At 36.5% G+C, this 12,949-nt stretch carries 14 protein-coding genes and 1 pseudogene; 12 read left to right on the forward strand and 3 right to left on the reverse strand.

Going from position 1 to position 12,949, the window contains the following annotated elements; genetic code table 11:
* The first annotated feature begins 213 nt into the window (after positions 1-213).
* Positions 214-1,962, forward strand: a complete 1,749-nt coding sequence (locus V7183_RS05390) for a peptidoglycan D,D-transpeptidase FtsI family protein (RefSeq protein ID WP_097897005.1) — start codon at positions 214-216, stop codon at positions 1,960-1,962.
* A 123-nt stretch (positions 1,963-2,085) separates the two neighbouring features.
* Positions 2,086-2,712 carry a YrrS family protein gene (locus V7183_RS05395; protein WP_097897004.1) on the forward strand — a complete coding sequence of 209 codons (627 nt, stop codon included), beginning with the start codon at positions 2,086-2,088 and terminating at the stop codon, positions 2,710-2,712.
* 34 nt (positions 2,713-2,746) lie between these two features.
* On the opposite strand, the gene V7183_RS05400 is transcribed toward V7183_RS05395, so the two are convergent.
* Complete coding sequence (locus V7183_RS05400; RefSeq protein ID WP_002015268.1) at positions 2,747-2,962, reverse strand: YrzA family protein; 216 nt, start codon at positions 2,960-2,962, stop codon at positions 2,747-2,749.
* 136 nt (positions 2,963-3,098) lie between these two features.
* Here V7183_RS05400 and V7183_RS05405 point away from each other — a divergent pair, with 136 nt between their 5' ends.
* The 6 genes from V7183_RS05405 (at position 3,099) to V7183_RS05430 (ending at position 9,802) form a co-directional block, all read left to right on the forward strand.
* On the forward strand, positions 3,099-3,737 hold the full coding sequence (locus tag V7183_RS05405) for a class I SAM-dependent methyltransferase (protein ID WP_335358926.1): 639 nt from the start codon (positions 3,099-3,101) through the stop codon (positions 3,735-3,737).
* Between the two features lie 14 nt (positions 3,738-3,751).
* A complete protein-coding gene (gene mtnN, locus V7183_RS05410; RefSeq protein ID WP_097897002.1) occupies positions 3,752-4,447 on the forward strand; it encodes a 5'-methylthioadenosine/S-adenosylhomocysteine nucleosidase in 696 nt (231 codons plus the stop codon).
* 80 nt (positions 4,448-4,527) lie between these two features.
* Positions 4,528-5,451, forward strand: coding sequence for an O-acetylserine dependent cystathionine beta-synthase (locus V7183_RS05415; protein WP_097897001.1), 924 nt, complete (start codon positions 4,528-4,530; stop codon positions 5,449-5,451).
* 2 nt (positions 5,452-5,453) lie between these two features.
* On the forward strand, positions 5,454-6,587 hold the full coding sequence (locus V7183_RS05420; protein ID WP_335358927.1) for a bifunctional cystathionine gamma-lyase/homocysteine desulfhydrase: 1,134 nt from the start codon (positions 5,454-5,456) through the stop codon (positions 6,585-6,587).
* A gap of 257 nt (positions 6,588-6,844) precedes the next feature.
* On the forward strand, positions 6,845-9,448 hold the full coding sequence (adhE, locus tag V7183_RS05425; protein ID WP_335358928.1) for a bifunctional acetaldehyde-CoA/alcohol dehydrogenase: 2,604 nt from the start codon (positions 6,845-6,847) through the stop codon (positions 9,446-9,448).
* Between the two features lie 126 nt (positions 9,449-9,574).
* A complete protein-coding gene (locus tag V7183_RS05430; protein WP_335358929.1) occupies positions 9,575-9,802 on the forward strand; it encodes a YrhC family protein in 228 nt (75 codons plus the stop codon).
* 102 nt (positions 9,803-9,904) lie between these two features.
* On the opposite strand, the gene V7183_RS05435 is transcribed toward V7183_RS05430, so the two are convergent.
* Positions 9,905-10,201, reverse strand: coding sequence for an HAD family hydrolase (locus V7183_RS05435; protein ID WP_097896997.1), 297 nt, complete (start codon positions 10,199-10,201; stop codon positions 9,905-9,907).
* Between the two features lie 82 nt (positions 10,202-10,283).
* On the opposite strand from V7183_RS05435, the pseudogene V7183_RS05440 reads away from it, so the two are divergent.
* Positions 10,284-10,640: pseudogene (locus tag V7183_RS05440) on the forward strand (substrate-binding domain-containing protein); the annotation flags it as partial.
* 4 nt (positions 10,641-10,644) lie between these two features.
* Positions 10,645-11,151, forward strand: a complete 507-nt coding sequence (locus V7183_RS05445; RefSeq protein ID WP_335358931.1) for a GNAT family N-acetyltransferase — start codon at positions 10,645-10,647, stop codon at positions 11,149-11,151.
* Between the two features lie 11 nt (positions 11,152-11,162).
* Here the strand turns inward: V7183_RS05445 and V7183_RS05450 are convergent, their stop codons facing one another.
* A complete protein-coding gene (locus V7183_RS05450) occupies positions 11,163-11,930 on the reverse strand; it encodes a CPBP family intramembrane glutamic endopeptidase (RefSeq protein WP_335358932.1) in 768 nt (255 codons plus the stop codon).
* Between the two features lie 72 nt (positions 11,931-12,002).
* On the opposite strand from V7183_RS05450, the gene V7183_RS05455 reads away from it, so the two are divergent.
* Complete coding sequence (locus V7183_RS05455; protein WP_097896995.1) at positions 12,003-12,461, forward strand: GNAT family N-acetyltransferase; 459 nt, start codon at positions 12,003-12,005, stop codon at positions 12,459-12,461.
* A gap of 96 nt (positions 12,462-12,557) precedes the next feature.
* Positions 12,558-12,935, forward strand: coding sequence for a MaoC family dehydratase (locus tag V7183_RS05460; RefSeq protein WP_097896994.1), 378 nt, complete (start codon positions 12,558-12,560; stop codon positions 12,933-12,935).
* Positions 12,936-12,949 lie beyond the last annotated feature (14 nt).

Genomic DNA, 12,949 nt, shown 5'->3' on the forward strand with positions numbered 1-12,949 from the left:
AACCTTTTTTATTATTTTAGTCTTTCTTATTTCGTACATGTGCTCAAGACTTTGGGGTAATTGCCTTTTATAGGGAAGAAAAACAATATTTAGCCCGCTATTTGTGACACTGACTTGTAGTATCATGGTAGCAAGAAAGATACAAACGCTCATTATGTTTTGTATAAAAGGAACAACACCTCGTCTAAACTAAAATAGACGAGGTGTTGTTTTATGAAAATCAAGCGGAGAATTATGATCACCTTACTCTGTTTTACATGTATGATGCTCGCATTACTTGGTAGGCTAGCACAAATACAACTGATAGCTACTGAGTCATTTACGGATAAGCATATCAATTTAATTGAAAAAAGTGTTGCTCAGCGTACACAAGCAGTTACAGTGGATGACGGTAGGGGGCATTTTGTTGATCGAAATGGAACGGAACTTGGTGAAGTAAAATATCCAGTGTTAGTTATTTTTCCATTTCTACAAATAAAAAATGACATGTTAGAGAAAATTACGCATATTATTGGTGTGCCAGGGCAAGACGTAAAGGCACAAATGAAGGATAAACAGAAACCATTTATATTTCAAAGAGGTGATAGACCGTTCCGGTTAACGAAAGAACAGATGGAGAAGATTAATCGTGCTGATATGTTAGGTATGGTAGCAACTGAAGTCAGGATGAAACAAATATCAGAAGCAGAACATGTAATCGGTGCAGTAGGAGAAAACGAGAAGGAATTTCAAAAACGATACGGAGAGATGAAAAAGTTACCTAGCCAAACACCGATTGGTATTTCCGGATTGCAACAATCATTTGATGAATTTCTAATGACTGATGGAGAAACAAAAGTATTATATCAAGTAGACAGGCAGGGAGAACCGATTTTTGGAAAACAAGCAAAATATACATCCCCTGGAAATCCATTTTATCCCGTTACGATTCAAACAACGATAGAAAAATCATTGCAACAAAAAGCAGAAGAGCTTCTACAAATGCATGGAATAAAAAAAGGTGGATTAGTACTACTTGATGTGAAAAAGAGTGAAATTTTAGCAATGGTGAGTAAACCATCTTTACAGACGAATGATGAGCGTACATATCAGCAAGCGGTGGAAAACCAAATGTTAACGCCTCATTTTCCTGGTTCTGTTTTTAAGACAGTAATAGCTGCTGCGGCAATTGATCAAAATCTTGTTCAGCGTAACCGTACGTTTAACTGTGATACAGATCCATATGGTGAAAAACTTCCGCAAGTTAGGATGGGCCAATTAAACTTTAAAGACAGCTTTGCTAGAAGCTGTAACCGCACATTTGCTGTGCTTGGTAACGAATTGATGCAAAAGGATAAAAAGGTGATAGAAGCATATTTAGAGGCGTTAGGAGCAAGCGGAGAAGTTGGATGGAAGGGTTCCGTGTTCCATACAACGGAGTTTAAACAATTGCCAGAAGAAAAGGATGCGATTGTTTGGAATGGGGAAGAAAATAAAGGCAGTCATAAAGCGATTGCTCAAACGACAATTGGGCAAAAGGATGTGCGAATATCCCCTTTAGCTATTGCAAATATGATGGCAACGATTGCCCGCGGTGGAGAGAAGCGGGAAGTAAAGGCTGTAAAAGAAGTACGATATAAAAACGGAACGAGTTTTTTTCAATTTGAAGATCATAAGTTGGAAGGAAGACAACTTCCTTATGAAACGGTAAGAAAAGTACAAGAATTATTAAGAAATGTAGTAACAATGGAGAAAGGGACTGGTTCGGTCTTTCAATCATCGCCCTTATCTATCGCTGGAAAATCTGGGACTGCACAAACAGGAAAAGGAAATCGGGTAAATCGTTGGTTTGCGGGTTATTTTCCCTATGAAAATCCAAGGTATGCTTTAGTTGTAGTCGACATAGAAACCGCTAATGACCAAAATCGTGTAACACCGATTTTTAAAGAATTCGTGGAAGAAATTGCGCGTTTGGAAGACTAGAAGTAATCTTGCAATAGTTTACTAAATGTTTTCATTTCATGAAAATATCATTGTAATTGTTCAACCTTTTTAGATTTAATGTTACAATAGCAAGTAGGAAAAACTGCATGGAGGTTTGAAAGAATGGCAGGAGGATCTAGATTCCAAGAGAAACAACAAAAACGTCGTCAAAACGGTGTTTTAAATATTGCGATTGCTATCGTATTGCTAGCAGTCATTGTTGTAGCGTACCAAATATTCTTTACTTCTGATACGACAGAACAAGCATCTTCGAAAGAGAATAAAGCATCTCAGCAAACAACAAAGGATAATAAAACTGAGAAAACGAAAGAGAAGGAAGAAGCGAAGAAACAGGAGCAAGCAGAAGCAAAGAAAAAAGCTGAAGAAGAGAAACAAAAGGCTGAAGAAGCAGCAAAAGCAAACGAAAAGGTACCAGCTGAAAAAACACAGCCAAAGGCAACGGATGCTTATACAAAACCTTCTTGGAAACCAGTAGGTACAACGCAAGGTACAACACCGGCAATGACATTTCAAAAAGGATCAGCAGATTGGAATGAAATGAATCAAGCAATTGCCTCTGCAATTGAAGTGCCAGTAGATCAATTGATTATTCATCGTATTGGAAATAATGGTAAGAATAAAGCATACGGTAATGTTCAAGATAAGCAAACTGGGAAAAAATACTATGTAAATATTGACTGGGTAGACAATGAGGGTTGGAAACCAACGCTTGTTCAAACTCTAAACTAAAAGAGAGAGGTTCTTATAACCTCTCTCTTTTTTGTTAGCGTAATTTTTTTAATTTAAAATGAACAACAGCACTATAATAAGGTCTTTTGCTTTCAGGATCCATAATCATTTGATGAGAAATGTGATGAACTTCTAGCATAAGTGCTTTGTTATTATCAATTTGTTCGTTAATTTTCTTTTCTAAAGAAACTAAGTTTGCTGCCTCAAAAAATTCTACTTTATCTTCTAACATCTCAAAGGTAAATGACATAAAGACCGCCCCTCTCTACATAATCAAGTCTAGTGTAACAAAGAAAAGAAGGAAATACCATGTACATTTCGATTGACATTTTTACAAAGAAGGCATATCATACTGATAAAACCGATAAGAAAAAGGGGAATTCTTTATGGGTACAGAATTTAATGGTTTATTTGATGAATGGGCTCATACGTATGATTCATTCGTACAAGGCGAAGATATACAATATAAAGAAGTTTTCGCCCATTATGAGGACATTTTAGAGGATGTAGTAAACAAATCGTTTGGAAATGTATTAGAATTTGGTGTTGGTACTGGCAATTTAACAAATAAATTATTACTTGCCGGCCATACTGTTTACGGTATAGAACCGTCACGTGAAATGCGTGCTATTGCAAAAGAAAAATTGCCGAAAGAATTTTCAATTACAGAGGGAGATTTTCTCAAATTTGATGTCCCAGATACTATTGATACCATTGTAAGTACCTATGCATTTCATCATTTAACAGATGCTGAAAAAGATGTGGCAATTGCGAAATATAGTCAATTGTTGAACAAAGGTGGTAAAATAGTCTTTGCTGATACGATATTTGCAGATCAAGAAGCGTATGATAAAACTGTTGAAGCCGCAAAACAAAGAGGTTTTCATCAGTTAGCGAATGATTTGCAAACAGAATACTATACACGTATTCCGATCATGCAATCTATTTTTGAAAACAATGGCTTCCATGTAACGTTTTCGAGATTAAATCATTTCGTGTGGGTAATGGAGGCAACTAAGCAATAGAAAGAGGGATTAGATTGAGAATTGCTGTAATTGGAGCAATGGAAGAAGAAGTACGTATTTTACGTGACAAATTAGAACAGGCAGAAACAGAAATCGTTGCAGGTTGTGAATTCACGAAAGGGACATTAGCGGGACATGAAGTAATCTTGTTAAAGTCTGGTATCGGTAAAGTGAACGCAGCGATGTCAACGACAATTTTATTAGAGAGATACCAGCCTGAAAAAGTAATTAATACAGGTTCAGCTGGTGGATTCCACCAATCTTTAAATGTTGGGGATGTTGTTATCTCAACTGAAGTTCGCCATCATGACGTAGATGTAACTGCGTTTGATTATGAATATGGTCAAGTGCCAGGAATGCCGCCAGGATTTAAAGCTGATGAGGCATTAGTTGCATTAGCAGAGAAATGTATGAAAGCGGAAGAAAATATTCAAGTTGTGAAAGGGATGATTGCAACAGGTGATTCATTTATGAGTGATCCAAACCGAGTTGCAGCAATCCGTGATAAATTCGAAAACCTTTACGCAGTAGAAATGGAAGCTGCAGCGGTTGCACAAGTATGCCATCAATATGAAGTTCCATTTGTGATTATTCGTGCACTTTCTGATATTGCTGGTAAAGAGTCAAACGTTTCATTTGATCAATTTTTAGATCAAGCAGCTCTTCATTCTACAAACTTTATTGTAAAAGTACTAGAAGAGTTAAAATAATGTAACAAAAAGGCAACTGTCTCATATAAAGAAAATACAAACAGTTGCCTTTTTTTATTGGCAAATAAGGAGGAAACACGATGAAGGTGTATCGCGGGGTTCACGAATTAATCGGTCATACACCGATTGTAGAAATTACTCGCTTTTCACTTCCAGAGGGCGTTCGTTTATTTGCAAAGCTTGAATTTTATAATCCAGGTGGAAGCGTGAAAGATCGCTTAGGAAGAGAATTGATTGAAGATGCACTAGCAAAAGGGCTCGTGACACAAGGTGGAACGCTTATTGAGCCAACGGCGGGGAATACTGGTATTGGACTGGCACTTGCTGCACTAGAGCATAATTTACGTGTTATTGTTTGTGTGCCTGAGAAGTTTAGCGTTGAAAAACAAGAGCTAATGAAAGCACTCGGTGCAATGGTTGTGCATACATCAACTGAACAAGGGATGACTGGTGCAATTGCAAAGGCAAAAGAATTAGTAAGAGAAATTCCAAATTCATACTCTCCAAGTCAATTTGCAAATGATGCAAATCCACGCGCTTATTTCAAAACATTAGGCCCTGAGCTGTGGGAAGCATTGGATGGAGAAATTAACATATTTGTGGCAGGTGCAGGTACTGGTGGTACATTTATGGGGACTGCGTCTTATTTAAAAGAACAAAATCGTGAAATTAAAACAGTAATTGTAGAACCAGAAGGATCTATTTTAAATGGTGGTGAGGCTGGTTCACATGAAACAGAAGGAATTGGTCTTGAATTCATTCCACCATTTTTAAAACCGTCTTATTTTGATGAAATTTATACCATTTCTGATCGAAATGCATTTAGACGCGTGAAAGAGTTAGCACAGAAAGAAGGCCTTCTTGTTGGTAGTTCTTCAGGTGCGGCATTTCATGCAAGCCTATTAGAAGCTGAAAAGGCAAAACCAGGTACGAATATTGTCACGATTTTTCCAGATAGTAGTGAGCGTTATTTAAGCAAAGACATATACAAAGGATGGGAATAAAAATGAGAGCAAAAACAAAGTTAATTCATGGTATTCGCATAGGAGAACCCTCAACTGGATCTGTAAACGTACCAATTTATCAAACAAGTACGTATAGACAAGAAGCAGTTGGTAAACATCAAGGGTACGAATATTCACGTACAGGTAATCCAACGCGTGCAGCATTAGAAGAAATGATTGCTGTATTAGAAAACGGTCATGCAGGCTTTGCGTTTGGTTCAGGAATGGCTGCTATTACAGCAACGATTATGTTGTTTTCAAAAGGGGATCATGTCATTTTAACAGATGACGTTTATGGCGGAACATATCGTGTCATTACAAAAGTATTAAATCGCTTCGGTATTGAACATACATTTGTAGATACAACAAATGTAAATGAGGTAGCAGAGGCAGTTCGTCCGAATACGAAGGCAATCTATGTAGAAACACCAACAAACCCATTATTAAAAATTACGGATATTAAGCAAATTTCTACATTTGCAAAAGAAAAAGGTTTACTAACAATTATTGATAACACATTCATGACACCATACTGGCAGTCACCAATTTCTCTAGGGGCAGATATTGTACTTCATAGTGCAACGAAATATTTAGGTGGACATAGTGATGTTGTTGCTGGTTTAGTTGTTGTAAATAGCCCACAATTAGCAGAAGATCTTCATTTTGTACAAAACTCAACAGGTGGTATTCTTGGACCACAAGACAGCTTCTTATTACTTCGTGGTTTAAAAACATTAGGAATCCGTATGGAAGAGCATGAAACAAACTCACGTGCGATTGCTGAGTTTTTAAACAATCACCCAAAAATAAATAAAGTGTATTACCCAGGTCTTAAATCACATTCGAATCATGAATTAGCAAAAGAACAAGCAAATGGATATGGTGCGATTATTTCATTTGATGTGGACAGTGAAGAAACGTTAAATAAAGTGCTTGAGAAAGTACAGTACTTTACACTTGCTGAAAGTTTAGGCGCGGTCGAAAGTTTAATTTCTATTCCAGCACAAATGACACACGCATCTATTCCAGCGGATCGCCGCAAAGAGTTAGGAATTACAGATACATTAATTCGCATTTCTGTTGGCATTGAAGATGGCGAAGATTTAATTGAAGATTTAGCACAAGCGTTAGCATAATGAACAAGCACTGCTACATAGGGCGGTGCTTGTTTTTAGATCAGTTTGTGAAATATTTCACAAATTAGACACACACAAATAAAAATATTTCGTGTATATTAGATTCATGAAACAATGTTCACACATAAACTTGTGAAAAGTTTCACAAACAATGGGATTCATGTAGGAAAAGTAACTCTATTTTTTTACGCCAATATGGACTTATTAAGACCCTTAGGGACTATTTGGGTCCATATAGCAGAATAGGAGGAAATTACATGGTAGTCAAAGAGAAAGTTGTAAATGAAACGCAAGAAGTAACAGAAATGATTGAAACGTTAGTGAATAATGGTAAAAAATCTTTACAAGTATTAGAAGGTTTTACACAGGAACAAGTTGATAAAATTGTACATGAAATGGCACTTGCGGGTGTGGATCAACATATGCCGCTTGCGAAAATGGCTGTTGAAGAAACGGGACGCGGTGTATATGAGGATAAATGTATTAAAAATATTTTTGCAACTGAATATATCTGGAATAGCATAAAAAATGACAAAACAGTGGGAATTATTCGTGAGGATCCGCATGAGGAAGTAATAGAAATTGCAGAGCCGGTCGGTGTGGTTGCTGGGGTAACGCCAGTAACAAATCCAACTTCAACAACGATGTTTAAAGCGATCATTGCGATGAAAACAAGAAACCCAATTATTTTTGCATTCCACCCTTCAGCGCAGCAATGTTCTATCGCTGCTGCAAAAACAGTGCGCGATGCTGCAGTGAAAGCTGGTGCACCAGAGAACTGTATTCAATGGATTGAAAAGCCTTCTGTTGAGGCAACAAAACAATTAATGAATCATGAAGGTGTAGCGCTTGTTTTAGCAACTGGAGGAGCAGGAATGGTGAAATCAGCATATTCTACTGGTAAACCAGCTCTAGGAGTAGGACCAGGTAACGTTCCATGCTACATGGAAAAATCAGCGAACGTGAAACGTGCTGTAAATGATGTGATTTTATCGAAAACGTTTGATAACGGTATGATTTGTGCTTCTGAACAAGCAATTATCGTAGATAAAGAAATCTATAATGATGTGAAACAAGAAATGATAGCGAACAATTGTTACTTTGTAACAGAAGATGAACGAAAAAAATTAGAGAAACTTGTTATTAATGAGAATACATGTGCAGTAAATAGTGATATCGTTGGGAAATCGCCTTATTATATTGCGGCATTAGTAGGAATTACTGTACCAGAAGACACAAAGATGCTTGTAGCTGAAATTAAAGGAGTCGGCGCAGCTTATCCGTTATCTCGTGAAAAATTAAGTCCAGTATTAGCTTGTATAAAAGCAAATTCATTAGAAGAAGGATTGAAGCATTGTGAAAACATGTTAGAGCTTGGCGGTTTAGGACATTCTGCGGTTATTCACTCTACAAATCCGGAAATACAAAAACAGTTTGGCTTACGTATGAAAGCATGTCGTCTTATCGTAAATGCTCCGTCATCACAAGGCGGAATTGGTGATGTATATAATGCCTTCATTCCATCACTTACACTTGGATGCGGATCATACGGAAAGAACTCTGTATCTCAAAACGTAACAGCAACACATTTAATGAACGTAAAGAGACTTGCAAATAGAAAAAAGAATATGCAGTGGTTCAAGCTGCCACCAAAAATTTATTTTGAAAAACACGCTACACAGTATTTAGCAAGTATGCCGAACATTTCACGTGCATTCATTGTAACAGATGCTGGAATGGTGCAGCATGGATATGTTGATGTAGTAACGCATTATTTAGCCCAACATAGAAATGATGTAAAAGTAGAAATATTTTCTGAAGTAGAACCAGATCCTTCAGATGAAACTGTATTTAAAGGTGCAGAAATGATGAGAAGCTTCAAACCGGACGTTATTATTGCTCTTGGCGGCGGGTCAGCGATGGATGCAGCAAAAGGAATGTGGCTATTTTATGAGCACCCAGAAACAGAATTCTTTGGTATAAAACAAAAGTTTTTAGATATTAGAAAACGTACATGTAAATATCCAAAACTAGGAACTAAAGCGCAGTTTGTTGCGATTCCAACAACATCTGGAACAGGTTCAGAAGTGACACCATTTGCGGTTATTACAGACAAAAAGAACAATATAAAATACCCGCTTGCTGACTATGAATTAACACCAGATGTAGCGATTGTTGATCCGCAATTTGTAATGACAGTACCACCGCATGTAACAGCAGATACTGGAATGGATGTATTAACACATGCCATTGAAGCATACGTGTCTATCATGGCAAATGATTACACAGATGGTTTAGCGTTAAAAGCAATTGATCTTGTGTTTAAATATTTACCAAGAGCATATAAAGATGGCAATGACGAAGAAGCACGTGAAAAAATGCATAACGCTTCAGCAATTGCTGGGATGGCGTTTGCGAATGCATTTCTTGGTATTAACCATAGCTTGGCACATAAAATTGGACCGGAATTTCATATTCCGCATGGCCGTGCGAATGCGATCTTAATGCCGCATGTCATTCGCTATAATGCAATTAAACCGAGAAAACATGCACTGTTCCCAAAATATGAGCACTTTGTTGCAGATGAGCGTTACGCACATATTGCGAGAACGCTTGGGCTTCCAGCAAGCACAGTGGAAGAAGGTGTGGAATCATTAGTACAAGCCATTATTGCTCTTGGAAAAGAATTAAATATTAATATGAGCATTGCTGGCCAAGGTGTTGAAAAAGAAGCATTTGAAGCGGTTATTGATGTACTTTCTGAACGAGCATTTGAAGATCAGTGTACAACAGCAAATCCAAAATTACCGCTGATTTCAGAGCTGAAAGAAGTGTATATGCAAGCTTATAAAGGTGTATAGAAAATTTGAAAGAGCCGCTTAGCAGCGGCTCTTTTTACTTTGGAAAACTTCTCCCTTACTGGTTGTATTTACTTGCCTCTGAAACTATTAGAATATGATACAGTGAGAAAGAGGAGTGGTAGATGTATGAAAGAATTACAACAGAAAATAGCAGATTATATTCGCTTCGGTCAAGTTCTTCTTGCGGTAGGAACATTTTTAATGATAGGTTTATTGCTTCCTAATGAGGGAAGAGAAATGATGCAATTCTTGGCGATGATGGGTGGCATTGTTTTATTTTTAGGTATATCATTTTTCTTTTTCAAACGTGCTAAAGAGTTGCGCAATCGGTTAGAGGAGAGCGAATATGAATAAGATTGCTAGATGAAACGCTACAAAAAGAGTGGATCTTTTTATAGCGTTTTTTTGCATAAATAAAATTTTTCAGGAAATGTATACAGTAGACAAGTTTTTTGTTTACTGCTTTTTTTTCGTTAAAACTTGTATATCACTATAGTCTGTAATGATAAAATCCGCATAAGGCATTAATTCTTCTATAGCATGCTTATGATTAGCGATACCTACAGCAATACTACCAGCATCTTTGGCCATTTTTACATCTACAACAGTATCGCCAACAATTTGTGAAAATTTCTGTTTTCGTAGTCTATCAATTTCTTGCCAAAACGGAATAGCTTGAAACAATGTACCATCTTTATCAAAGGCAATTGCTTTTGTTTCAATAACCTCTCCTGAAATTTGAATTTTTCCCATATTTTATGTCACCTCGTTTATAATAGATATAAAGCTTACCATAAACTGTACACTCTGAAATCCATTACAGCTACAGCAAGAATGGATATTTCCAAATTGTTTTGGATTGAAGGACGGAAAAAAGGTGATACATAGCATCCATTCCATGCAAAACACGCCAGATGCAATCTTTACAGGCAGTGATGAAATAGCTGCTGGCATGATTATGACAGCACAAAGATTGAACATTTGTATTCCGAAAGATTTTGGTGTTATAGGATTTGATAATCAAGAACTTTCGATGATGATGAATCCTAATATAACGACGATACAAACTTCTATTAAAAATATAGCCAAAGCTTCTATTGCTTTATTGTATAAACAATTACAAGGAGAACCTGTACAGCAGATTCGATTGCCTATTTCAGTTATAGTAAGAGAATCTACGAGAAAGGAGTAAGGGTATGTTTCATACAGACCGTTTACAATTTCGTAAGTATACGATGGATGACTTAGAGTTTTACGCTTCCTTATGGCAAAATGAGAAAGTGATGCGCTATATTGGGAGTGGGACTCCCAAAACATATATGCAGTGTAAAAAAAGCCTCGAAAGCTGGGTTCTTCCAGGTTATAAAAATGGTCTAGGATTATTTTTGATGATTGAAAAGGATACAGGGATATCAATTGGGCATGCAGGGCTTGTAAGGCAGCAAGTAGAAGGAAAAGAAGAAATTGAAATTGGCTATTGGTTACTTCCAGAATATTGGGGGAAAGGATATGCAAAAGAAGCCGCGGCAGCGTTCCGGGATTATGGCTTCCAAGCATTAAGACTAAATAAGCTCATCTCTCTTATTAATCCGGATCATCCGGCTTCTATCTTTGTTGCCCGAAAAACAGGAATGAGTTATGAGAAGACAGCATCATTTCATGGAATAGATGTTCTTGTATATGCAATTAAAAGAACAGGATAAATCCTGCTCTTTTAAAGAATGAGACCACTAAATACCATTAATATATTTAAAACTACATGCCATATAATAGCTGGTATTATACTCTTTGACTTCACAACAATTCCTCCATAAAATACACCAGCTAAAATGAATGCAGTGCAAATACTCCAAGGAAAATCTAAAGAGTAATGTTGTAAACCAAAACCGATGCTTGTAAGTACGACAGCACATTTTTCACCAAGCTGATTTGAAAAATGACGCAGTAAGATTCCTCGCCAAATACATTCTTCTAGTACACCATTGATAATCGAAAACAATAAAGCAAATAACAAAATATGTTGTATGTAAGACCATTCTTTTTGCAGTAGAAAAGGTGTAAAGGTGATGATGTTAATAGAAATTGCGATGATAAGAAACATATAAATTTTCGCTTGATGAGGTCCACTCCAAATAAAAGGCATACGTAAAGTATTATTCCACTGTGGTGGATGCCAATTTAGAGATATCCGCTGTTTGCGTGCAAGAGCATCTAAGAGAAATGGCACAAAAACAAGAAGTAGGCAAAGACGTTTTACAATAATCGTTAGTTCTCTTGAAGAAAATGAAATTTGATTCATAGCAGATAAATAAAGGGAAAATCCAATCCCAAATAAAAGAGCAGTCCATACAAAATGATGATAATGTTGCTTTTTAAGTAAAGGAAGTAATGTAAGAAGCCATAGACTCAAAAATACTATATTAGTAGTTTGCACGGTAATCATAAGAAGTGTAAAAGAAAATAAACATAATAATTTCCCCATCTTTTTCTCTTTTTAAAAAGGTAATATTTAACTCTTAAAGAATAGTATATAGCAATAAAAGGGGGAATGGGATTGTATATTTATCATAATGGGCTCATTATTCGAGAAGGAACGACAGGTGTACCAGCTTATGCAATTAAAAGTTTATTCGAAGATGCAGGCTGGAGTAACAATAGCATTCCATCTTGGCAAATTGAAAAATTTACGATAGCATTTGAAAATTCCACGTGGGCTTTTACGATTTGGGATGATGAAGAAATGATTGCGATGGTTCGTGTCATTTCTGACCAGATAATGGCTGCCAATATTATGGATTTAGTTGTGAAGTGTGAATATAGAGGAAAAGGATTAGGAAAGAAGCTCGTTTCCCTTTGTATGCAGAAACTACCCCATGGAGATTGGCTCGCCCATACATCTGCTAATAATTTTGATTTTTATCGTAGTTGCGGATTTGAAGTGCGAGATTTATCACAGAATGGGACATGTGCTTATTACGGTTATCATGAAGCGAAAAAGCAGGGACATCGATAGAAAGATTAAAAACTATAAAATGAACAATCATTCATTTTATAGTTTTTTTATGTTAATATTATAAAGAAAATTCAGAAATTTAAAAGGGGGATAAAAATGAATATAAAAGTCGGGGATACACTTCAGTATGAAAGAACATTTACAGAAGAAGAAGTTCGTGAATTTGCTCATCTTACAGGTGATAAAGGAAGACACCATATGGAGCATGATGAGCAGGGGCGTTTAATGGTGCATGGTTTATTAACTGCAAGCATAGGTACGAAAATTGGTGGAGACTTACATTACATAGCACGGGAATTGGTAAGTGAATTCATCAGGCCTGTTTTTACTGGAGATACAATTACTTGTGATGTAACTCTCATAAGTGTCGAACAAATGGAGGGGTATAAAAAGGTATCTATAGAGTCGGTGTATCGTAATCAAAAAGGGAAAGAAGTATTAGTAGGATCAAGTCATGGAATTGTACGAGAATAATACAAAAAGCCTGT

The sequence above is a fragment of the Bacillus sp. JJ1127 genome (genome assembly GCF_036965845.1).
Taxonomy (GTDB): domain Bacteria; phylum Bacillota; class Bacilli; order Bacillales; family Bacillaceae_G; genus Bacillus_A.

What these genes read in the sequence shown, in the direction of transcription:
- V7183_RS05430 (WP_335358929.1), top strand. Translation starts at nt 9,575, where the DNA reads ATGAAAGAATTACAACAGAAAATAGCAGATTATATTCGCTTCGGTCAA.
- V7183_RS05400 (WP_002015268.1), bottom strand. Translation starts at nt 2,962, where the DNA reads ATGTCATTTACCTTTGAGATGTTAGAAGATAAAGTAGAATTTTTTGAG.
- V7183_RS05445 (WP_335358931.1), top strand. Translation starts at nt 10,645, where the DNA reads ATGTTTCATACAGACCGTTTACAATTTCGTAAGTATACGATGGATGAC.
- adhE (WP_335358928.1), top strand. Translation starts at nt 6,845, where the DNA reads ATGGTAGTCAAAGAGAAAGTTGTAAATGAAACGCAAGAAGTAACAGAA.
- V7183_RS05450 (WP_335358932.1), bottom strand. Translation starts at nt 11,930, where the DNA reads ATGGGGAAATTATTATGTTTATTTTCTTTTACACTTCTTATGATTACC.
- V7183_RS05435 (WP_097896997.1), bottom strand. Translation starts at nt 10,201, where the DNA reads ATGGGAAAAATTCAAATTTCAGGAGAGGTTATTGAAACAAAAGCAATT.
- V7183_RS05405 (WP_335358926.1), top strand. Translation starts at nt 3,099, where the DNA reads ATGGGTACAGAATTTAATGGTTTATTTGATGAATGGGCTCATACGTAT.
- V7183_RS05415 (WP_097897001.1), top strand. Translation starts at nt 4,528, where the DNA reads ATGAAGGTGTATCGCGGGGTTCACGAATTAATCGGTCATACACCGATT.
- V7183_RS05395 (WP_097897004.1), top strand. Translation starts at nt 2,086, where the DNA reads ATGGCAGGAGGATCTAGATTCCAAGAGAAACAACAAAAACGTCGTCAA.
- V7183_RS05460 (WP_097896994.1), top strand. Translation starts at nt 12,558, where the DNA reads ATGAATATAAAAGTCGGGGATACACTTCAGTATGAAAGAACATTTACA.
- V7183_RS05390 (WP_097897005.1), top strand. Translation starts at nt 214, where the DNA reads ATGAAAATCAAGCGGAGAATTATGATCACCTTACTCTGTTTTACATGT.
- V7183_RS05420 (WP_335358927.1), top strand. Translation starts at nt 5,454, where the DNA reads ATGAGAGCAAAAACAAAGTTAATTCATGGTATTCGCATAGGAGAACCC.